The organism is Ruegeria sp. BA2 (assembly GCF_056539605.1).
This window is the reverse complement of record NZ_JBQFVE010000016.1, coordinates 57,183-76,964: the sequence shown is the minus strand read 5'-3', so window position 1 is coordinate 76,964 and position 19,782 is coordinate 57,183. Positions and strand designations below refer to the sequence as shown.

Below are 19,782 nucleotides of genomic sequence, written 5' to 3'. Positions count from 1 at the left end.
ACGCCTATTGCCGTTACCTCTGCACAAGAAACCTACTTTGTCTCGGGCCTCCTGTGAACCTTAGGACTGCGACAGGGTGTATTCCGTCACTCTGATCCCCACGCCAGGCCAAACACCAGGTCATGTCTCGGTCGAAATCACCAGTGGCGACCGGCGCGCTCTGATTACAGGTGATGCAATCCATACAACCGCCCAGTGCTGGCATCCCGAGTGGCATTTTATGTTTGATTCCGATGCTGAGATGGCCGTGACATCCCGTCGGAAACTGTTGGAAAGCGCCTCGGAAACGGGATGTATTGTGCTGGGAAACCACTTCGCTTTGCCGTCTATTGGTCGGGTGAAGGCGGACAACGACGCGTTTCGCTGGGAGGACTAGCCCAGGTTGTATTTTGATGTGCGCGGGTCTGTTGTGGGATGGCGGCTGACGTGAAAGTTCGACGCGCCGCGCAGCTTACAGGCAATGATCGGCGAAACTAAATCTCGAACCCATTGGGCTATGTCACATTCCCTTGAATTCTTGTTTCACAAGCTTTCTCTCTTCACCATTTTGTGAAAGCCTGAAGCAGTTATGAGTGACAGAGTGTGCAATTTTCAGAAAACAGTGGTTCTTTCTGAACTCCAATCAGCTCTCTTGGACGGAATTTGTGATCACTGCGAGGTGACAAGTTCGGAACTGGCCAAGAGTGGAGAGGTGCTGGAAATATGTGGACAAGAGTACTGTTTCGATTATGAAACCGGTGTGTCCACGGAGACTGAAATTTTGTTGTGCCCCAGCTGTCACGAGGCAAACCATCTGGACGCGCAGCGACAGCATAACCCTTGCCACATCTCTGCAAGACGCAGCCGGGAAAACATGGGTTAGTCGATGGGTTCAGGAGGCGAAGCTTTGGAACGGTTTTTGCAAGAACCATCGCTGGTCCAATTTCGGTAGTCTGACAGACCAAGCTCGTCCCACATCCAGCCGAAATCATACTCAGCCACCGGAGAGCCGGTCTGGCGCGCGCTGCGGTTTTCGATTGTCTTCAGCCAGTCTATGACTTTCTTCCTGCCCGCCGTGCTGCGAACGGCCTGGCGCGGGGTCTTGCCATCCAGGGCAGGAATCGGCTGGTCAAGCGTATCGCGGTAATGCTGTTCGAGATATTCGTGGGCCATCTGACGGGCAAGGGCACGGGGGATGTCCTCTTCTTCTGCCACTCCGTTACTCGTGCTGTCATCCGCCATCATCTGTTCGGCGGTCTGGATTGATGTCAGCGGAGATTTCACCAGGTCGCCCAGGAGGTCCCGGACCAGGGCTTCGCCGCGTTCAGCGCGCGCTGTAGAGCTCACAGAAAGTGTGAGTGTCCGACCTTTCAGATCTAGGGACCCAAGCACGGAGGCCCCTGACATTGATTTGTCCAACACGAGGCCGGTGCCGTGCTTGGTGCCGGACGGGGTGTCGAGGTCAAGCCAGGTCCAATCCTTCTGGCCTGAGATCACGAGTTCTGCGGACTGTGTTAGCTTTTCAGATACCTGGCTTTGCGTCACTTTGCTGGCGAGGGGGAAGCGCATGTCGTGAAAGAGCAGGTTGTCGCCATCGCTGTTGCTGATTTGTGGTGGTTCCGGATCCAGTAGGTTCGGCAGATGTGCGAAGAGCCAGGCATTGGTGAAGAGGGGTGCGGAACGGTGTAGCTGATCCTGTGTCAGCCTCAGTTCAACGTCGGGGTTCAATTTCAACACGGAGCGGAGCCCGTCTTCAAAAAACGCGACGGTGTCGGGGTCGAATGGGAGCAGCGCCCCCGAGATCACGTTATAATCCCCCTGTGCGACAACCCGAGCTGCGATGCGATCCCATCGCTGCAGCATCTGCGTCGCGCTGTGTTCCCGGACGGTAACCGGCTCTGCGTCCGAAAGCATGTTGCGCAAGACCATGGATCTGCCGGGGTCTACCTCGCTCACCTCATAAAGGCTGACCGACGCGTCCCGCAATCCTTTGATATAGGCGCGGGTCTGCGCACTCTCCTTGGAACCGCTCCCTTTCAGATAAGCATCCGCAGCGTTTTCGGCGTCCGCTCCGAATGTCCTGCCCAGCAAATCTTCCAGGCCACCACCCCACAGGACCATCGGCCAATCCTCGCCCAGCAAGTCGCCCAGATCCTCGAACTCAAGATCGAAGGCCTCGAGCGCTGGCAGAAAATGCTCGTCCAACACATCAGCGAGCCGCTCATGCCAAATCTCGTCACGGGTGATAAACCCGATGAGCCCACCAAGATCGTTCCCCGTTGTCATCTTCAGCTTCTCCCTGTTTGCCGGACAGGGGCGATTTAGCGCAGATTGCAACCGCCAGCCAGCCCACACGCGTATGCAGACCTGCGTTACATGGAGGGACTTGTCATGGCGAATGCTATGTCTTTGGCTCCCGCCCAAAAAGCTCTGTGAAAAGCTTTTCGGAGCGGCGCAGGCCTTCATCGGTCAGTACCACCGATTTTGCCTTTCCAACCGGGTCCAGGATCAATCCGTTACGGTGCAGGCGATCAAGCGCTCCCCAGTCAAAGCCTTAGGGCCGTCCTGAACCCAGCGAATTCGGGGATGTTGCGAGCCGCTTCGACGACGGGTGTGAGCCCAACTAGTGGATTCGTCAGGGCGTTTCCGCCGGTATTCTATGATTGCTAAAAGATGGTGGTGCTGATCGCTGTCGTATTAGATTTTCCGCAAATATGCCCAAGAGACGTATCCCTTAAGCTTGCGCGCGCGCTCCAAAGAGACGCGGCACCAACGGGTGCCACCGGTCTGCTCACAGCCGTGAACTCGTAGTGCGGTTCCATTTGGAAGACCAACGATCACATTGAACCCTGTTCCAGGCCCACTGCGCATTTTTAGCATGTCACCGTCTTCGACGCCAAAAACCTCATATGTTCCGAGTGACGCGGCCGCCGCCGGTTTAACGTCCATGACGACCCCCAGGAACAAAGCCATTAGGGGTAAAAAGATTGCATTGCGCATCGCGATGTCCTGCTTATTGCCTCAACGACAATCGTAGCAACTCGGGTCACCAAGAGGAACAACTCCAAGACAGAAATGTAGGTGATACCAAAGCTTCAAACGCTACATTTCTTCCAAATGGTGGGGAACCCTGGCCCAGTTGGGGGCATCTTTCACAAAAACCTTGCTCGTTGGCTTGAAGTTGTTTGGCTCATCCAATGTCCCAGCCGCAATGCTCGTCAATCCGAAGGCTGTCACGCCCCACAGGCCTGATCCGCAGGTGCCACAAAAATGCTTGATGACAGGTCGACCTTCCTTTGAGGTCTTCTCAAAGGTCCGTGGTTTGCCTTTCAGCAGCTGCAGGTCTTCCGACTTTATCATGTACCCGGCATAACCGTCCGTTCCGGTCATCGATAGGCAATCACTGCAAAAACACATGAGTTGCATTACTGCGCTGCCAGTGACCTGGTATCGAACCTCACCGCAAAAACATCCGCCTTCCAAGATTTCAGCCACGTTGCCTTCATCCTTCTATTTCGTTTTGCAAGATATGAGAAAACCGTACCTACTCTGGCCAGTGGTCACAACGGTTCCAGCAGCGGAATGTGGAATGGTGCCAATATGAGCTCCTGTACCTGGATGGGTACGAGGCAAGCATCAGACAGATTGAGTTGTCGAATGTTTTCATCACGGTTCTGAATCCTTGCCAATTGACTGTTCCAGCAAAGTCATTGGACAGACGAGCTTTATTGATCGACAATCGCGTCATGGAGCTGACAGACACCACACCTGTGCACCTGATCCATGTGGACCCTGAGATCAACATGGCGCGGTTCTATGGCATCGAGTTGCAGCCGACGTTGTTTGGGGAGGTTTCAGTGCTTCGTACCTGGGGGCGTATTGGCACGAACGGGCAAGCCATGATGGTGACGTATGATGACGAAGCCCTGGCTAGTGAAGCGCTCCACAATCTCGAAAAGCAAAAGCTCCGTCGAGGGTATGTTCCGGTCGGTGAGTGACTTCGGGCTGCAGTCTGTTTCTGTGGCAAATCCCGAGCCTTTCGGCTCGTGAGCAGGCTCTAGGTTTCAGCCGACGTATCGGCTTCCACCCAGAACACCCCAGAATGATCTCCCTGTCCCAGTAGCCCCTGACCCGTCTCTTGCGAGCCGGGGCAGGGGCTTTGGGTCATGGTCGGTCCATGCCGTGGTGATCTGCCCATTCGGGTGACGGTCCCTTTTGCGCTCACGCAGGATCAGAGATCCTTTGTCCTTTCCTTGTGGGTCAGGCGGGATTTGGACAAGCCAAACGCTACCTTCCGTAAGGGGGAAGGCGCGGCCTCCCCCCTCGGACAAGACAAATAGACAATACCGTGTCCTCGCGCGCCTGCGCTGCGGGCCGCACCACTCTTGTCGATTGGTCCTGTCTCGCCCCTCTCCGCGTTCGCCACGGGGCAGGTTTTAGAGACGACGCCCTTTCAGGGCTCGGCTCAAAACCAGCACCAAAGGGGATCAACCCCAGAGGTCGCACCACAAAAGGAGAGACGGTTTTGGACATTGAAAAGACAAAAGACATCGACACTGACACCAGCCTGCAGGCGGCAGAGATTGCGACCCAGAATGACCTATTTCGGAAAGCGCTGATCGATCCGACTGCGGCAATCGAGATGCATTCTAAGGGAATTCAGGGTCAGGTATTTGTCACGCCCGGCGTGTCAGGTGAAGGGATGGAGTTCCAGACTGCAGCTTTGGCAGCGGTGGCGTCGGATGACCAGTTTGACGAGGGCAATGACCCCTATGGCGATCACACCTTTGGGGCGGTGACAGTCCGTGACCAGAAGCTGTTCTGGAAGATCGATCTTTACGACACGGACTACACGTATGGGTCCGACCGGCCGTTTGACACGTCAGTGACGCGCCGCGTTCTGACCATCATGTGCCCCAGCGAATACTGATCTCAATCCCAAACCGGAAAGGAGGTGAACACCATGAGCAATGAAATCTTGCAGCAACGTATCGCAGAAGCGTGGGCGCTAATCAGGAAGGGCGACAATTTCCACATCGCGCGCCGCTTCCTGATCCAACACGCAGCCATCTAAACGGCTCCGCTCTACCCCGGAAGGGGTAGGGCACCCTTAACACGATCTCAAACACTCAAACAAGGATTTGCCCCATGAGCAAAGTCGAAACATTCACCGCACCGGAAACCATCGAAACCGTATCCCTGTCCGATCTCTACCTGTCTGACATCAACCCACGACAGGAGGTTGGTGAGGAAGGTATTGCACTTCTGGCCGACAGTTTGGTTATGTGTGGCTTGATCCAGAACCTCAGCGGGTTGCGCGATACCGATGGCAAAGTCGCAATCGTTGCCGGTGGTCGCCGCCTACGGGCTCTGAACATCGCCGTGACTGAGCGCGCTGATCTGGCACAGGTTCCCGTTAAGGTCACGGACAATCCCTTCGTGGCTGAGCAATGGGCCAATGCGGAGAACACCGCCCGTGAAGAACTGGACCCTGTGGACGAGGTCCGTGCTTATGGCAAAATGGCCGAGAAATCTCTGTCTATTGCCAAGATCAGCAATGCGTTTGGCGTGACCGAATCCCATGTGCGCCGCCGCCTCGCGCTTGCCAGTCTGCCCGCCGCCGTTCTGGATGCGCTCAAAGCCGGTGAGATCAGCATGGGGCTGGCCAAGGCCATGACCGTCAGCACCGAAGAAGAGAAAATTCTGGAGGTTCTGGAACGGGCCAAAGAATGTCGGTGGTTCAGTGAGCATGATGTCAAACAGGCACTGACGTCGGAGGCTGTTAGCAGCACTAGCCGCAAGGCCGTATTTGTCGGGCAGAAGGCTTATGTTGAGGCGGGCGGCACCGTCACCGCTGATCTGTTTGCCGATGAAACCCTATTCAATGAAGGCGCGTTACTGGATCGTCTGTTTGCCGAGAAACTGGCGGTAGAAGCGGAAAAACTGCGCGACGCGGAAGGCTGGGACTGGGTGGACACCCATGAGGAAAGCTACATTCCCTATGGGTTCTCGGGTACGAAAGACATGCACCGTTTGGACATGGTGAGCCGGGACTTCACCGAAGGACAGGCCGAACGGTATGACGAACTTGCCGAACTCTATGAGGGTGAGGCTCTGGACGCGGATGGTGAAAAGGAGCTGGCCGCGCTTGAGGACTATACGGCGCCGTTCTATTCTGACGCGCAGCGCAAGCTGTCCGGCGTGTTTGTCTATGTCACCAACAATGGCGAGATCAAAACATCCCCGGCCTATGTCGCGGCGGAACATGTTCAGGCTGCCATTGAGGCTGGTGTTCTGGCCCCGGTCAAAGAACCGGAGATCAAGGAAGAACCAAAACCAGTTTATTCGCAGAAGTTCATCGACGACATGGTGGCGATCCGGCTGGCAGCGGTTCAAACGGCCCTGCTGGACAAGCCTGATTATGTGTTGAGCCTGTTTGCTTTCTTTGCCACCCCGGCCTCCGGTCTGAGCAGCAATCTGTTTGGGTTTGGCTATGGTGGTGCCGAGCGGAACACACCCGAGATCGATGACCAGTTCATCCTCGACCCGCGTCTTGGCGGAGAACGGGATGAAGCGGCACAGGCAGCCTATGACCAGTTCCACGAGATTGCCGCACAAGGCAGCGTGGAAGCGTTCAAAGCGTTTCGCGATCTGGGCAAGAAGACCCGCAATGGTGAGATCACGGGTTTTCTGGCCCGGCGGTTTCTGACCCAACGCCCGGAGTTCATGGCGGAGATCGAGGCTGAGATCGAGGCTGACATGCGCGCGATCTGGACCCCTTCGGCTGAAAACTGCTTCAAGCGTCTGAAAGGCTGGCAGCTGGATGATCTCTACAAAGACCTGCTGGACCTGCACATCGACGCCGACATGTTCAAAGCCTTCGCGAAATCCAAAAAGGGTGCCAAGAACGAGGCGCTGCACAAGCTCTTCAATGATCCAGAGCATCAAAAGGCACTGGGCGTGACCGAGGCACAGAAAGCCCGGATCGATGCATGGGTGCCGGATTGCTTCTGAAACTGGCAGGGCAGGGCGCAACGCGCCCTGCTTTTCAGCAATGATTTTTGATTTTAGTTCAATGGTATAGGTTGTTTTGACTTGAAAGGTTGTAGCCTGTAGGCTACATATAGGTATGATAGAAATTCGTAAGACGGACCTGTTCGACAAGTGGCTCAAGGGCCTGAAGGACCAAAGGGCGAGAGCCAGGATCTTGGTTCGCATCACGCGGTTGAGCCTGGGCAATCCCGGTGATGTGAAACCGGTTGGTGAAGGTGTGAGTGAACTGCGTATCTCCGAAGGGAAGGGGTATCGCGTTTACTATGTGTCGCGCGGTGACGTTTTGATCGTTTTGCTGTGCGGGGGAGACAAGTCATCCCAGCAAGCCGACATCAAAACCGCCAAGGCGATGGCAAGAGAGTTGGAGTGAAAAACATGGGTGTCAAAACAACGAAGTTTGAAGCGGCTGACTATCTGGACAGCCCGGAAGCCATTCAAGCCTATCTTGAAGCGGCTTTTGAAACCAGCGACACGGCGCTGATCGCGTCGGCACTTGGCGATGTTGCCAAGGCCAAAGGTATGTCGAGTGTGGCCGACAAATCTGGTCTGTCTCGGGAAAGCCTCTACCGCGCACTTAGCGAAAATGGCAATCCCGAGTTTGGCACGGTGCTGAAAGTGCTGAGCGCTGTGGGTGTGACGCTCACCCCGAAAATGCACGTGAATTAACCCACTTTAAAGGCTATCCACCATGTCCACCGATGCAGCTCCGTCTACGGTTGAAAAAGCCGCCCGCCGCGTCTGGAAATCCGCGCAGATGTTCGTCGGGTTTCATACAGACCAGAAGGGCAAGCCGCGCACACAGCCGAAGCTCTGGCCGCCAAAAAACGGGAGCGCGTCGATCCATGGTGATCCCAGCGCGCAGGAGGCCATCGTGGTCGTCAAAGCCGCTGATCCGGACGAGGTACAGGACGTGCAGATCAAGCTGCACCCAAACCGCATTGTTGTGCGCCGCGATGCAGATGCCTGGTGGCAGGGTGTCGCTGTAGATGAGCATACCGTGACGGTCCGAATGGCCGACAACACGATCATCGAAATCCGCCATGACGGATCGGTGAAGCGGCGCTCGGCAGAGGACGAAACCCATGTTGAAGCAGATGGCAGCATCTTCAAGTTCACGGAATTTGCCGAGGCGCATATGACGGGTGACGGGGTGGAAATGACCCGCCGCACAGAGGATCGCATTGCCACGATCACAGCTGACGGTGTTGTCGATCGCGCGCGCAAGCGTTAGCCTGTAAAGAATACCTCCAGATTTTCCTTTGGTTAAACTCGTGGCCCGCTTCGGTGGGCCTTTTTCTTGGCGTACTCATCACTGTATCTGCCCGTGCGCCGGTCTCGCCCCGCGACAGCGCTTGAGAGAGTTCTTGCGGATTACCGGGGCGTCCTACCGAACCCGCCAATCCAAATTGAGTCCGGCTGTTTACCTGATCCGCACAAGCACGGACCAGGGCCGGACCGTCCGGTCTTTGGCCTCCGCCAGTTGGATAGGGCGGTTTGCACCGTCCGTCATTCTTCATCCTTTGCGACGACGGTCATACCGACCCAGAAGGGCAACCCCCAACTTAGAACTGAGCGCCGCGCCTGTGTCGGATCGAGGTGATGTTGCCGCCATCAAAGACATCGTTTTGTTCAGATGTTCCGCGCGCAGCGATCCCAGAAAGCCTTGCCTTTCACCAGGTCTGACAGTTTCAAGTACGTTGCCGGAGAAGATCCTCGGCTGCGGTGTTTCTGAAGGGATGAACATAAGCGGGCAGTCGGGGAAGACGCGCGGCGCCCGGGCCGGGCGCCGCGCTTCAACAAGGAATGTCCCCTGCGCCTGCGGCGCATTCCGCGCGGATCAAATTCCCTGCTGACATCCCCTTGATGCCCGCTTTTCCCTTGTTCATCGAAACACGCCATAGCGAGGATCAAACAATGGCAACTCAAACTCTGAAACTGAGCGTCAAGACCGGTGAAAAAGAAGGCAAGACATTCTGGGATCGATGCGGGGTGCTCTTCGTCAATACCGATGAGACCGGCACCATCACCTCGATCCAGGTCAAGCACAGCATGTTCCCTGGCGTTGAGATGGTGGCCTTCCCGAAGCGCACCGATGACGATCCCGTCACCGAATGACGGGAGGGCAGGGCGGCGCAAGCCGCCCTTTCTTCTGCTCCGGCCGCAGGCCGGACCACATATGCGCCACAGGTGGCGCGCGGTCCTAAGACCGGGCAGGGGTGCCGACCTGCCCCAATGCGGCAGCAGACAACCCTGCCACACCCGCCGCGAAAGCGGCGGGACATTGAGCGCGCTGAGGCGCGCGGAAAATGCCATACTGACCTTGAACGTGCCGGTATGTGACGGGCGCTGTTCGGGCAGCTCCCGCTTTGCGTGATTGCCCTGCGCCGGTCCACCGGCACCCACGCCTGCTGGCTGGAAAAGGGGCAGGACCCTTTTCCCGGCGTGGAGATTGCCTCCAAGAGCAAAACTGTTCCGGGGGCAATTTGAGAAAATACGGATTTCTAAAATCACCCCCGGTTTCCTCTTGGAGAGTATGACAGGATAAGGTAGTTGTGTTACAAGTCATAAAAACAACCAGAGGTATACATTGAGCAAGCCCGGCGACACCACTGTCTTTTCCGTTCGATTGCCGTCAGATGCGTTGGTGCGTTTGGAGGAGGCCGTGCAGTCGCTTGGGGCCAAGAGCCGCAACCAGATCATCCAACGACTGATCTATCGTCTGATCGGGTATCTCGATCCTGACCCGGCCGTTGTCGATCTCTGGCAGACGCACTTGCGGCAGGTTCAGGGTGGATACACCAACCTCAATCAGCTCGCAAAATCGGCCAAACGCGGTTCGGTGATCTGGACCGATGACGACCGGCGCGATGTCGAAAACCTCCATCGTGCGATCATCCAGCACCGGCAAGACCTGAAGGCGCTGATCACCGCGGCCCGCCGAAACCGAGAGCCAGACTCCGCCATTCGCCGAATCTTGCGCGACGATGAGAGGACATCTGAAGCATGAACGTCGCGGCTCACAATTTGACGGCAGGGGACTTTCTGGAGCTAGCCTTCCGGGAAGCGCAGAAGGGTATCGATCGGTCCAAGCAGATCAGCCAGCAGCTGCAAACCGCCAAGCGCATGAAGTTCATGATCTCGCGGGCCTCATCCATCAAGGCGCGGCTTGGTGCTGTGGTTGGAAAGCCCGAGGCGGTTGTGAAACACGTCCGCAAAGGTGGGGTGAAAAAAGCGCATGAGCTGCGCCGCCAGATCAATTACCTGACCGTCAGGGCAGAGGGCGTGTTGGACATCCGCGACAATGGTGTGACCCCGCTCGATGCCGATCAGGTGAGTGATCTGATCGAGACCTGGGCCGAGGATTTCAACGGGAAAACCAACTATGGTTATACCCGTCACATGATCGTTTCTTTTCCCGAAGGCACCTATCCGGATGCCGCGCATGAGGCCGGTTTGGACTTCGCGGATCGCCTGTTTGGGAGCGGTGATTTTGGCGATACCTGGGACTATCTGACCGTGTTCCACAACGACACTGACAACCCCCATGTCCACATCGTTGTGAATAACCGAGGCGTGGAACATGGGCAGTGGTTGGCTATGGGTATGAGCAGCGACATGAACATCGACGTTCAGCGCTCTATCCAGGTTGAGGTTGCCGAAGGATACGGAATTGAGCTGACCGCAACGACCCGCCTTGAGCGCGGTTTGCGGCAGGAAGTTGAGACCGACACGTGGAAGGTTCAGGCCGGACTGTCTGTTGTTGAAAGCACTCCGGAGGTTGAAGTTACGGCCCGCGACATGGCCGGTGATGTGATGACACTCTCCATCGCAAGAATGTCGGATCTGTTTGATGAGCGCGCCAACGCTGTCAAAGACCGGATCGAAGAGTTTGCCATCCAACTCGTTGAAAGTGAGGAACCTATGGTATCGAGAATGGAACATCTGCTGGATCAAGCCCATCATTTTGATGATTACGGCGAGCCAGGAGACCCGTCTTATGTGTCGCCCGAAGTCATGAGCAACTTGCGGCGACACATCGAATTAGGCGGTTCTGAGGAAACAATCGCACCCGAGCTGAAGGCTCAGGTTGTTGCCCATATCAGCGACGTTCGGGACAACGAACAGAGCCATCCGTATCTGTCTGCCCTTGCTGATATTGTCGATGACAAGGCGTTCCAGTCGTCCGCTGATTATGCCCCGGCAGCACGCCGGTACGAGGTCTATATACAGGACACCTTGGGCAAGGGGGCCTATGAGGACTTCCAGACTCAGACCAAAGAATTGCTGCAATCCATCGACAAGATGGAAGGGCTGGCCCGTGAGGTTGACGACCCTCATCTGCGTGTCGCTATGGATATTCAAATTGGCGAGTTGAAGGGCGACGTTGCGGACCTGCGCACCAACGATCCGGACCTTCAAGCCTTCATCATCGAGGACCGCCGCTATTCAACGATGATGGGAATGGGCACTGCCGAAATGGATGTCTTGGATTATTCAGAGGCCGGCAAGTGGGCAGCGATCCGCAAAGAAGTCACCGACACGGCCAGCAGCTACGGCCTCGATGGCGAGGCGTTCGTTGCCCGCTTTGGCGATCATCAGAACGTCACCCTGGGTACAACAATGGGATGGCGCAGCGACGACATTTCGACCGCCGCGGCCCACTTCCAGGCGCAAGGATTACCCGACAGCCACGACCGCGCTGAGGCCGTTGTTGACGAGCTGCACCAGCTTGCGTCTTCCAGGATCATCGCAATCTCAGAAGAACTTTCAGACGTTCACGCCCACGCAACGCACCCGCTCTTGCAGGGGCGCGGTGACGATGACGGGCACAGCTTGTAAGGACTTTAACCGGTCTGCCTGATGCGCGCGCCAACGCCCCAGGCAGACCCATCACAGAGTTTTCCATCAACTCGCAAAGGAAAAACTATGGTTTCGCGTACAGACTATCTTTTGAACGAAGTCGAACACTTCGCACCCTATTCCAGATTTGATCAATCCGCCCCGCGTGAAGATCGCGTTTCAGAGCAGATCGACATCATCAGGAAAGAACAGCAGGCGATGGGCTTTGATCGTGCAGCCATCGCCTCAAACAGCTTCGACATCGAGGACCAGGCCAACCGCCGTGTTGACGAACATACTGCGCAACAAGATCTGGTCGAAGAATTCAAAATCGAATTTGAAGCTGCGGAGCGGTCAGGGGAGCCGGTTGATCTGAACGATATGCAGGCTTTGGTTTCTCAGCACATGAGTGATGCTCAGGAATACGATCTGTATCACCCTTACTATTCGTCCCTTGCGGATCTGAGTGGTGACAAGGATTTTCAGGAGTCCGACGACTACCAGTCGCCCGGTGATCGCTATGTTCAGTATATGCAATCCGCTTTGGGGGAGGCCATCTTTGAGAACTACGAGCAGCAGACCAAGGACATCGTGAACTCCATCGAGAACATGGAGGCTCTTGCACGAGAGGTCGAAGATCCACACTTGCGTGCCGCAATGGACGTTCAGATCGGGGAGTTGAAAGGCGATGTTGCCGAACTGCGCCCATATGACACCGACCTGCAGGCATACACTTTGGCTGATGACAGCTACACCACATCCATGAATGCGGCCGAGTTGGACAACCTGGACCCCACGGAAGCCGAAAAATGGCTGGCTGTGCGTGATGACATTGTGGCGACCGCGCACAGCTTCGGTCTCGACGGAAGCAAGTTCCTGGCCCGCTACAACGATCATGACAGCGTTTCAATCGGCACAACGGCGACTTGGAAAGACGCGGACATTTCCACCGCTGCCGCCCATTTCAACAGCCAAGGCGTTCCGGACAGCTACGAGCGCGCGGAGGCCGTTGTTGGTGAGCTGCACCAAGTTTCATCCAGCAAGATTGCCGCCGTGGTGCAAGAGATTGCCCATACCCGCGAACAGGCTACCCACGTCCATGAGTATGATGGACACAGTCTTTAACCACGGAGGACATGATAGATGATTGTTCGCGCCGGTGAATGTGTTGCCGGGAACAGCGAGACCACCGGGTTGGAGTAATGTGGGGTCTGTTCCGATTGGGACGGACTCTTGTCCTTGGACATTCCGGGCATTCGCTGCACCACGTTTGAATAGGCAAGAAGCGGACAAAACAGTCTTTCGCTGGGACTAAAGCAATGTCCGCTCATAGTTTAGTGATCGTGGTGACAGAGTTTATGATCGGCAAGAGACGCGAGCACATAGCAGTTCTCTGACACTCCTTCGTCATCACAGCCCTTCGAAATCCGAACCAGCTCTTTTTCAAGAGCCCGTAGTCGTTTGATCTTTGCTCTTACTTCGGAAAGTTGTGAGACGGCGATGTCCGTTGCGGCTTGGCATGAACGATCCGGGTGGCCTTGAAGCACAATCAATTCGGAGATCGCTTCAATTGAGAAACCAAGATCGCGTGCATGCTTGATGAAACTGAGACGCTCTAGCCCTGCCACATCGTAGCGCCGTTGGTTGCCTTCGGTGCGTTCTGGTGCGGCAAGCAGGCCCATTTCCTCATAGTAGCGGATAGTCGGAACTTTGACCTTCGTGCGCTTGGAAAGCTCCCCGATAGAAAACATGAAAATACCTCTTGAACCTCTAGTAACTAGAGACACTACACTATGGTCACGACAGATACAAAAAGGGCTTCCCAATGTCAGCATGTTGCGGACACAACGCCAAATTCGACGGCGTATCAGACGACTACAAAAGGAGGCTGTGGATTGTCATTGCTCTGAACGCGGTGATGTTCGTCGTCGAGATGACTGCCGGTCACTATGCAAAGTCTCAGGCACTTCAGGCCGACGCTCTAGACTTCCTTGGGGATGCTTTGACCTACGGTATCTCGCTGGCAGTGATCGGGGCTTCAATCCGTGCACGCACCAATGCCGCTCTGGCGAAAGGGGTGAGCTTGCTGCTGATGGGTCTTTGGGTGTTTGGATCGACCGTGTACCGGGTGTTCTATGTCGGAGTGCCGGAGGCCGAGATCATGGGCATCGTTGGCTTTTTCGCTCTTATGACCAATCTCGCAAGTGTTCTCTTGCTCGTCCGTTACAAGGACGGCGATGCAAATGTGCGCTCTGTCTGGCTATGTTCGCGTAATGACGCCATTGGCAATGTGGCCGTTATGTTTGCAGCTTTAGGCGTCTGGGGCACAGCTAGCGGTTGGCCTGACCTGATTGTTGCGGCGGTCATGGCAACGTTGTTTCTTTCCTCTGCTTTCCAGATCGTGCGCCAAGCGCTCGCCGAGCGTCGGGAAGTTGGCGAACATGAGCATGTTTGACGTGGATTATGACCTTTGATCTCGAATGATACGAAATCGGCTCAATTTAGTTGGAAATACCAAGGACTCTCGCCATGAACCTGAAACGCCGCCAAGTACTGACTTACGCCGCTGGCTTTGCCAGCACAGTACCATTTGCCGCGTTTGCGCAAGACACGCCTTCCGTCCGTGTTCTCAAGGATCCGAACTGCGGCTGTTGCCAGGTTTGGATCGACATCCTGCGGCAGGAAGGCTTTCGCATTACCGAGGAGCGCAGCTTTGGAACACAGCTTGTCCGCCACAAATTGGACAACGGCATTCCCGAAGAAATGATGTCCTGCCACACAGGCGAGATCGATGGCTATATGATCGAGGGGCATGTGCCGGTTGCAGACATTCGTCGTCTGCTGGAGGAGCAACCCAGTGCTGTTGGACTTGCTGTTCCTGGCATGCCCTACGGTTCCCCTGGGATGGGGCCGGAAGATCGTCGTGAGGCCTACGACGTGTTTTTGATCCTCAAGGACGGTAGCACCGAGGTGTTCAAGAGTTACGAAGCGGCCTGAGGCGACGTTCATCGAGCGGAAACAGTAAGGAGGAGAAGATGACGAAGCTTGGATTACGCACTCTTACCTTAAGCGTTCTGTCTATCACCATTGCTACAGTGGGTTGCGCACAACAACAACGAGGAGATTGGTGGGGTCACGGGCCAATGGGATCTAACCACATGAGGTCTGAGCACATGCGTGGTTGGGGGCACGGCAATATGGGGCCTGGCCAGCAGCAGCGCATGCAACGACATTGGACGTATATGAACGAGGACGTGCCCGCAGCCTACCGCGGGGCTCGGAGCACCATTCGTGCAACGCCCGAGAATGTTTCGGAGGGCAAGACGCTATATACGGAAAACTGCGCAAGCTGTCATGGAGCTGAGGGTTTGGGCGATGGTGAAGCCGGACGTTCGCTCGCGCCCTCTCCCGCTCTCCTACGATGGTTCGTTCAGATGCCGATGTCGGGGGACGAGTACCTTCTTTGGGCAATTTCCGAGGGCGGCGAACGCTTCGGAACAGACATGCCAGCCTTCAAGGAAGCGCTGAGCGAAGAAGACCTTTGGAAGATCATCGTTTATATGCGTGCGGGGTTCCCTTGATCTGTCGTCAATCTGTTGGTTTTTGATGAGTGTTTTTGCTGTCGATACTATGACGACAATTCTCAGCAGGCATAAAGCTGACAATGCGCCATTCTAGTAAGCTTCACGGAAGCGGACATATATGTAAGTCGCAGCACGAGCAGGTTAGGGCTCTCTCCTGCCGTTCTCTGCATATTGAAGTAAGGTCCGGTTCGGCCGCGTCCTGTTACCCCCGTCAAGTGAAGGCGCTACTTTCAGCCCGTTTGGCTTTCATTTTCTCCATCGCCATATCTTTCGCTGACCGACTTTTCCGCTTTGCGACCGTGCGCTGCGCATCAAATGCCGCCTGAAGTTCCTGGTCTTTTTCAGAAACCTCTTTCACCGGGGCAGGGGCCGGATTCGCATCCGCCAGAGCCTTTGCCGTGTCCCTGGCCTGTTCTTCAGCAAGATCCAGATGTGTACCTTTGATCTTTGGAGCATCACCCCCAAGGAACTGCATGAAATAGGGATCTTCGAAGTATCGGATCTTGTTTGCAATCACCGGCATCTTGCCTTCGCGGATCAGCACAACTTCATTTTCAGGCAATCGGCCAACGTGTTCGGGCCGGAGCAGGCGAATGCCTTCTTCACGCTCTGATATGCTGCCCATTTCCATCTTGCCGAGTGCTCGAGACTTCGACTTGCTTATGACCGTTTTGTCCCCGATGGACCTGGACACATGTTCGCGTACTTCGGAATCCTCTGAGGCGGCAAACATCTGGGTTCCAGCGTTTGCCAGCATCGCCCGCACACCCTCGTGCCCATAAATGTCCTGTAGGCGCGACAGTGTTTGCGAAATCACCACGAGCCTGCCCCCGAACGATCGCATGGTGTCATAGGCTTCAACAACGCGCTCAAGATGGCCGAGGCGTTGGAACTCATCGAGCAGCATCAAAACCTTGAACGGCTCATCTTCGCCCGGCTCAACAGTTTCGATGGTGTTCACCAGATCGAGGAAGAACAGGCGAATGAGCGTCCGGAACTCTTTGACCTTTTTCCCTGGCACGGAAAAGTAGATCGAGCTGGGGCGCCGACGCAGATCTTCAAAGTTGATGTCATTGCCCTGCGTGGCTCTTGCTACCGACGGGTTGCGCCAGAGCTGCAGGCCGGAGTTCAACATAACCGAAATCGTTGACCGCAGGATTTTGGATTCTTCGGCTGCAAGATTCAGAAACTCATCTGCAGCTCGCGCATATCCAACTTCTTCAGCCATTTTCTCATAGTCCTTTTGCTTGGTCGTTTTGACCAGGCGCAGGACTTCGGAAATGTATGGCCGCTTTCTTTTGATCGCCAGCATCGCCATTGCGCAGAACATGCCTTCAACACCACCCATAAAGCCCTGCGCGGACGAGCTGGGCGTGTCGAACATCTGAGTTGCAACCTGAATCACTTCTTCCCATCGCCGGTCCAGATTGTCGGCACGTGCTGCGCGGCGCAGAGGGTTGTAGCTGTGGCTTTTGTCGGGGTTCTCGGGGTCGAACACAAAAACCTCATCGCCCATTGCTGCCCGACGCGCGCCGGTTGTCTGGAAAATCTCGCCCTTGATGTCCAGGACGACGCAAGACCCATTGAAACGCAGGACATTCGGGATCACAAAGCCGCTGGTTTTGCCCGAACCAGACGGGGCAATGAACATCGCGTGCGGCTTTTGGACACCGGGGCCGGGCTTATAGTAGATCGCGTTTTTGTCCTTTGGCTCACCAAATTTGGCAAACACGATTTCACTATCCAATTTGTCTTTGAGCTTCAGAACCGACGCATAGCCTTCCTGGACGAGCTGAGGGGCCTTTGCAAAGGTCGCATCACCGTATTTCGTTGAGGGACCACGCAGCGCAGCCGCCACAAATGCAAAGGTCAAAACACCCACTGCGACCACCGCCACCAGACCCATGATCTGCTGCGTCTCTGCAGGCTGTGCCATGAACTTCTCTGGGATCGCCCAGATGTCCAGCCCGCGAAAGCCTCTGGTGTTGATGTATTCGAGCGCCAGCCCGACCACCAACACCGCGCAAGCCGAGGTAGCGATAAAGCCCATAGTACCGGCTATCGCGACCTTCTTGCCTTTGGGTAGATCCTGAAACTCAGCCATCGGTCAGCTCGCGTTTGAAGAAGCACACGATGCCAAATTCTGCACGTGCGACACCAACCATTTCCCAACCTTCTTTGCCCAGCTTTGCGAATTTCTCGCTGGCGTCGTCGCATTCCGAAAAAGGCACGTCTCGGTACTCGAATTTCTTCATCTTTGTACTCCTTCAATTCAGTTGTTCAGCAGTCATCAGAGGCGGGAAGATCACGCCGTTGACCTTCCGTTCGTCCCCGATTTTCTTCATGTGAACGATCATGTGAATGGTGGCCCGGATGTCATCGACCACTTCTGACTTTTGAACGGTCGGAGATCCGCGACGCACCATTTTGCTCATCCGTCCAATGGCATCTACGGGCGAGTTCGCGTGCATGGTGCAGACAGATCCATCGTGGCCGGTGTTCACCAGTTCCAAGAACATATTCGCGTCGTCGCCTCGGATTTCACCGCAGACGAGGCGGTCAGGCCGGAGGCGAAGCGCCGATTCCAGCAGCTTTGTTGGTGATCGAGGGCCATCTTCTTCGGAACGGTCGGCAAGCAGATCGACAGAATTGGGTTGCTCGATGTCCAACTCGGCCACTTCTTGAATCGTCACGATCCGTTCGCCCGGATCGACGCGCTTCAGCATTGCATTGAGGACAGTGGTTTTGCCGGACGAGGTGCCCCCGGCAATGATCACGTTCCATTTGCTAAGCATTGCAAGGTCGGCCAGCTCGTCAAAGTTCATTGTTCCGTCAGCGAGAACAGCCCGAGCATTTTCAAGCGCGCTATGATCGTTGTTTTCTGCCAACGCCGCCTCTTTGCTGGCGAAGCTGAACGCGCCCAGATCGACGTTTTTCACGCGCAGGAGACGGATCGCAACGGACCCCACGCCGGTTGTTGCTGGCGGAATCACGACCTGAACCCGCGCTTTACCCTGCTGTGTCGGCACGTTGGCCGTCGCAATCGGCTTCTTTTCTCCGAATGTTACATCGCTGAAACCGGCCACGCAGCGCCCGATGTTTTCTACATCGTCTCTGTTCAGAGTGATGTCTGTCCTGGTCATGTGCGTTGTGCCCATTTCTTCGACCCAGACCGATCCGTCAGGGTTCACAGAAATTTCGCTCAGGCTTTCATCGTGTAACAGATGCTCGATCTTGCCTGTATAGTATTCCAGAAGGCTATTCCCGTTCCGCCCGCTCATGTTCTTGTCCTTGGTAGAGCACTTTTTGGAACACTGGAGGTTGCCTTCGCTGCATCTCGGCTTTGCCTCGAACACGAAGGCATCCACATAAGATTCATTGCTTCCAAAAAGTGCTGAATTTGCTTCAAAAAAGGCCGCTACCGCACTCGATCATGCTGGCAGCGGCCGGAAAGACCGCTGAGGCGGTCGGCTCATTGGCTCGCTCTCAGAAGCTATCGAACACAACGTCGCGCTGCAGGATCGCGTTGATACGACTGCCCTGATCGACAAAGATTGTCGGAGTGATGCGCAGGTATTCATCAAGCGCCGCTGCCGTGGCGTTCTGCAGGTTAGACCCCACTTGGGTTGCCAGATCCGTTCTGACCGAGTTGTTGCTGTCGCTGTCAGACACCAGCGCCACAGGGGCAATACCGATGATGGACAACAACGCAGCCGTGCCGAACCGCTTCCCAAAGTGTGTGTTCACCCTGCCGGTCGCGCCGGTGCGGCCCTGTCCGTCCGTGCCAACTGAGCCGATCTGAGCGGAAAGGCCATCCGGTGTAATGACACGGCTCCAAACAATCATGATGCGCGTTTGCGCCAATGTCGTATCCGCTCGATACTCGCCATAGAGCTTCGATCCACGAGGCAGAAGCAAACGTGTGCCGTCCATCGAGTAGACGCCGCGTGTGATCGTTGCCACGACACTACCGGGCAGTTCCGAGCTGACCGCCCCACCGAATAGCGCCGACAAGACCGTGCCTTGCGTTAAGGTGCGCGACGGATCGTCAATGATCGAGGCCCCGACGATGGGTGGATATTCTTCGACCAGATTGTTTTGCCATGTCGTATTCGGGTTTTCCTGATAGCCGCGCTGTTCTTCAGGTAAGCGGGTGTCGTCTGGCTGGACTTGAACCGGCTGCGGCGCAGCAGGGAAGGGTTGGAAAATGACCGGCTGCGATCCACCATTGATCGGCTGGTAGTTTTGACCGGGTGCTTCCTGTGCCATCGCGCTTGACGCCAAAGCAACCAGGGCGAGGGTGAGTGCTGTTCTGTTCATCGTCAGC

At 55.7% G+C, this 19,782-nt stretch carries 22 protein-coding genes and 1 pseudogene; 14 read left to right on the top strand and 9 right to left on the bottom strand.

What is annotated here, in order from left to right:
* Window positions 1–76 precede the first annotated feature (76 nt).
* Entirely contained in the window at window positions 77–376 is a 300-nt protein-coding gene (locus ACR0NN_RS22405) for an MBL fold metallo-hydrolase (RefSeq protein WP_170417797.1), read from the top strand.
* Window positions 377–858: 482 nt separating this feature from the next.
* Here the strand turns inward: ACR0NN_RS22405 and ACR0NN_RS22400 are convergent, their stop codons facing one another.
* From ACR0NN_RS22400 to ACR0NN_RS22385, 4 genes and pseudogenes are all read right to left on the bottom strand, one after another.
* Window positions 859–2,265: a DUF7986 domain-containing protein gene (locus tag ACR0NN_RS22400; protein WP_174819503.1), complete on the bottom strand. Its 1,407-nt coding sequence runs from the start codon at window positions 2,263–2,265 to the stop codon at window positions 859–861.
* Between the two features lie 115 nt (window positions 2,266–2,380).
* Window positions 2,381–2,521: pseudogene (locus ACR0NN_RS22395) on the bottom strand (DUF6429 family protein); the annotation flags it as partial.
* Window positions 2,522–2,676: 155 nt separating this feature from the next.
* Window positions 2,677–2,979: an SH3 domain-containing protein gene (locus tag ACR0NN_RS22390; RefSeq protein WP_152460662.1), complete on the bottom strand. Its 303-nt coding sequence runs from the start codon at window positions 2,977–2,979 to the stop codon at window positions 2,677–2,679.
* Window positions 2,980–3,081: 102 nt separating this feature from the next.
* The gene (locus ACR0NN_RS22385) at window positions 3,082–3,474 is read right to left on the bottom strand and encodes a GFA family protein (RefSeq protein ID WP_152460663.1); all 393 of its coding nucleotides are present in this window, start codon (window positions 3,472–3,474) and stop codon (window positions 3,082–3,084) included.
* Window positions 3,475–3,725: 251 nt separating this feature from the next.
* Between ACR0NN_RS22385 and ACR0NN_RS22380 the strand changes: the two genes are divergently transcribed.
* The 10 genes from ACR0NN_RS22380 to ACR0NN_RS22335 all read left to right on the top strand — a co-directional run bounded on the left by ACR0NN_RS22380 (window position 3,726) and on the right by ACR0NN_RS22335 (window position 12,996).
* Window positions 3,726–3,977: a WGR domain-containing protein gene (locus tag ACR0NN_RS22380; RefSeq protein WP_170418006.1), complete on the top strand. Its 252-nt coding sequence runs from the start codon at window positions 3,726–3,728 to the stop codon at window positions 3,975–3,977.
* A 527-nt stretch (window positions 3,978–4,504) separates the two neighbouring features.
* Window positions 4,505–4,909: a DUF3768 domain-containing protein gene (locus ACR0NN_RS22375; RefSeq protein WP_152460664.1), complete on the top strand. Its 405-nt coding sequence runs from the start codon at window positions 4,505–4,507 to the stop codon at window positions 4,907–4,909.
* 218 nt (window positions 4,910–5,127) lie between these two features.
* Complete coding sequence (locus tag ACR0NN_RS22370; RefSeq protein WP_170417794.1) at window positions 5,128–6,993, top strand: ParB/RepB/Spo0J family partition protein; 1,866 nt, start codon at window positions 5,128–5,130, stop codon at window positions 6,991–6,993.
* Between the two features lie 115 nt (window positions 6,994–7,108).
* Window positions 7,109–7,402 (top strand): type II toxin-antitoxin system RelE/ParE family toxin, encoded by a 294-nt coding sequence (locus tag ACR0NN_RS22365; protein ID WP_170417791.1) that lies wholly within the window; start codon window positions 7,109–7,111, stop codon window positions 7,400–7,402.
* Between the two features lie 5 nt (window positions 7,403–7,407).
* The gene (locus tag ACR0NN_RS22360) at window positions 7,408–7,698 is read left to right on the top strand and encodes an addiction module antidote protein (protein ID WP_152460667.1); all 291 of its coding nucleotides are present in this window, start codon (window positions 7,408–7,410) and stop codon (window positions 7,696–7,698) included.
* Window positions 7,699–7,720: 22 nt separating this feature from the next.
* The gene (locus ACR0NN_RS22355) at window positions 7,721–8,263 is read left to right on the top strand and encodes a hypothetical protein (RefSeq protein ID WP_170417788.1); all 543 of its coding nucleotides are present in this window, start codon (window positions 7,721–7,723) and stop codon (window positions 8,261–8,263) included.
* A 683-nt stretch (window positions 8,264–8,946) separates the two neighbouring features.
* Window positions 8,947–9,147 carry a hypothetical protein gene (locus ACR0NN_RS22350; RefSeq protein ID WP_170417785.1) on the top strand — a complete coding sequence of 67 codons (201 nt, stop codon included), beginning with the start codon at window positions 8,947–8,949 and terminating at the stop codon, window positions 9,145–9,147.
* 472 nt (window positions 9,148–9,619) lie between these two features.
* Complete coding sequence (locus tag ACR0NN_RS22345; RefSeq protein WP_170417782.1) at window positions 9,620–10,039, top strand: hypothetical protein; 420 nt, start codon at window positions 9,620–9,622, stop codon at window positions 10,037–10,039.
* Complete coding sequence (locus ACR0NN_RS22340) at window positions 10,036–11,871, top strand: relaxase/mobilization nuclease domain-containing protein (RefSeq protein WP_170417779.1); 1,836 nt, start codon at window positions 10,036–10,038, stop codon at window positions 11,869–11,871. The genes ACR0NN_RS22345 and ACR0NN_RS22340 overlap by 4 nt, the downstream gene beginning before the upstream one ends.
* 87 nt (window positions 11,872–11,958) lie before the next feature.
* Window positions 11,959–12,996 (top strand): hypothetical protein, encoded by a 1,038-nt coding sequence (locus ACR0NN_RS22335; protein ID WP_170417776.1) that lies wholly within the window; start codon window positions 11,959–11,961, stop codon window positions 12,994–12,996.
* Window positions 12,997–13,205: 209 nt separating this feature from the next.
* Here ACR0NN_RS22335 and ACR0NN_RS22330 read toward each other — a convergent pair whose 3' ends face one another.
* Window positions 13,206–13,622: a MerR family transcriptional regulator gene (locus ACR0NN_RS22330; protein ID WP_170417773.1), complete on the bottom strand. Its 417-nt coding sequence runs from the start codon at window positions 13,620–13,622 to the stop codon at window positions 13,206–13,208.
* Window positions 13,623–13,696: 74 nt separating this feature from the next.
* Between ACR0NN_RS22330 and ACR0NN_RS22325 the strand changes: the two genes are divergently transcribed.
* The 3 genes from ACR0NN_RS22325 (at window position 13,697) to ACR0NN_RS22315 (ending at window position 15,452) form a co-directional block, all read left to right on the top strand.
* Window positions 13,697–14,326, top strand: coding sequence for a cation efflux transmembrane domain-containing protein (locus tag ACR0NN_RS22325; RefSeq protein WP_170417770.1), 630 nt, complete (start codon window positions 13,697–13,699; stop codon window positions 14,324–14,326).
* Window positions 14,327–14,400: 74 nt separating this feature from the next.
* The gene (locus tag ACR0NN_RS22320) at window positions 14,401–14,868 is read left to right on the top strand and encodes a DUF411 domain-containing protein (RefSeq protein ID WP_170417767.1); all 468 of its coding nucleotides are present in this window, start codon (window positions 14,401–14,403) and stop codon (window positions 14,866–14,868) included.
* A gap of 161 nt (window positions 14,869–15,029) precedes the next feature.
* The gene (locus ACR0NN_RS22315) at window positions 15,030–15,452 is read left to right on the top strand and encodes a c-type cytochrome (protein ID WP_170474328.1); all 423 of its coding nucleotides are present in this window, start codon (window positions 15,030–15,032) and stop codon (window positions 15,450–15,452) included.
* A gap of 214 nt (window positions 15,453–15,666) precedes the next feature.
* Here ACR0NN_RS22315 and ACR0NN_RS22310 read toward each other — a convergent pair whose 3' ends face one another.
* From ACR0NN_RS22310 to ACR0NN_RS22295, 4 genes are all read right to left on the bottom strand, one after another.
* Window positions 15,667–17,559, bottom strand: a complete 1,893-nt coding sequence (locus ACR0NN_RS22310; RefSeq protein ID WP_170418000.1) for a type IV secretory system conjugative DNA transfer family protein — start codon at window positions 17,557–17,559, stop codon at window positions 15,667–15,669.
* A complete protein-coding gene (locus ACR0NN_RS22305; RefSeq protein WP_170417997.1) occupies window positions 17,552–17,710 on the bottom strand; it encodes a hypothetical protein in 159 nt (52 codons plus the stop codon). Before ACR0NN_RS22305 ends, ACR0NN_RS22310 begins: the two co-directional genes overlap by 8 nt.
* 12 nt (window positions 17,711–17,722) lie before the next feature.
* Window positions 17,723–18,736 (bottom strand): ATPase, T2SS/T4P/T4SS family, encoded by a 1,014-nt coding sequence (locus ACR0NN_RS22300; RefSeq protein WP_170417994.1) that lies wholly within the window; start codon window positions 18,734–18,736, stop codon window positions 17,723–17,725.
* A 205-nt stretch (window positions 18,737–18,941) separates the two neighbouring features.
* Entirely contained in the window at window positions 18,942–19,775 is an 834-nt protein-coding gene (locus ACR0NN_RS22295; protein WP_170417992.1) for a TraB/TrbI/VirB10 family type IV secretion system protein, read from the bottom strand.
* Window positions 19,776–19,782: the final 7 nt, after the last annotated feature.

Bases quoted from the DNA above. Each gene is read 5' to 3' on its own strand.
- ACR0NN_RS22325 (WP_170417770.1), top strand. From the start codon at position 13,697: ATGTCAGCATGTTGCGGACACAACGCCAAATTCGACGGCGTATCAGAC.
- ACR0NN_RS22350 (WP_170417785.1), top strand. From the start codon at position 8,947: ATGGCAACTCAAACTCTGAAACTGAGCGTCAAGACCGGTGAAAAAGAA.
- ACR0NN_RS22400 (WP_174819503.1), bottom strand. From the start codon at position 2,265: ATGACAACGGGGAACGATCTTGGTGGGCTCATCGGGTTTATCACCCGT.
- ACR0NN_RS22340 (WP_170417779.1), top strand. From the start codon at position 10,036: ATGAACGTCGCGGCTCACAATTTGACGGCAGGGGACTTTCTGGAGCTA.
- ACR0NN_RS22320 (WP_170417767.1), top strand. From the start codon at position 14,401: ATGAACCTGAAACGCCGCCAAGTACTGACTTACGCCGCTGGCTTTGCC.
- ACR0NN_RS22315 (WP_170474328.1), top strand. From the start codon at position 15,030: ATGAGGTCTGAGCACATGCGTGGTTGGGGGCACGGCAATATGGGGCCT.
- ACR0NN_RS22355 (WP_170417788.1), top strand. From the start codon at position 7,721: ATGTCCACCGATGCAGCTCCGTCTACGGTTGAAAAAGCCGCCCGCCGC.
- ACR0NN_RS22380 (WP_170418006.1), top strand. From the start codon at position 3,726: ATGGAGCTGACAGACACCACACCTGTGCACCTGATCCATGTGGACCCT.
- ACR0NN_RS22390 (WP_152460662.1), bottom strand. From the start codon at position 2,979: ATGCGCAATGCAATCTTTTTACCCCTAATGGCTTTGTTCCTGGGGGTC.
- ACR0NN_RS22300 (WP_170417994.1), bottom strand. From the start codon at position 18,736: ATGAGCGGGCGGAACGGGAATAGCCTTCTGGAATACTATACAGGCAAG.
- ACR0NN_RS22295 (WP_170417992.1), bottom strand. From the start codon at position 19,775: ATGAACAGAACAGCACTCACCCTCGCCCTGGTTGCTTTGGCGTCAAGC.
- ACR0NN_RS22370 (WP_170417794.1), top strand. From the start codon at position 5,128: ATGAGCAAAGTCGAAACATTCACCGCACCGGAAACCATCGAAACCGTA.
- ACR0NN_RS22360 (WP_152460667.1), top strand. From the start codon at position 7,408: ATGGGTGTCAAAACAACGAAGTTTGAAGCGGCTGACTATCTGGACAGC.
- ACR0NN_RS22335 (WP_170417776.1), top strand. From the start codon at position 11,959: ATGGTTTCGCGTACAGACTATCTTTTGAACGAAGTCGAACACTTCGCA.
- ACR0NN_RS22365 (WP_170417791.1), top strand. From the start codon at position 7,109: ATGATAGAAATTCGTAAGACGGACCTGTTCGACAAGTGGCTCAAGGGC.
- ACR0NN_RS22305 (WP_170417997.1), bottom strand. From the start codon at position 17,710: ATGAAGAAATTCGAGTACCGAGACGTGCCTTTTTCGGAATGCGACGAC.
- ACR0NN_RS22310 (WP_170418000.1), bottom strand. From the start codon at position 17,559: ATGGCTGAGTTTCAGGATCTACCCAAAGGCAAGAAGGTCGCGATAGCC.
- ACR0NN_RS22330 (WP_170417773.1), bottom strand. From the start codon at position 13,622: ATGTTTTCTATCGGGGAGCTTTCCAAGCGCACGAAGGTCAAAGTTCCG.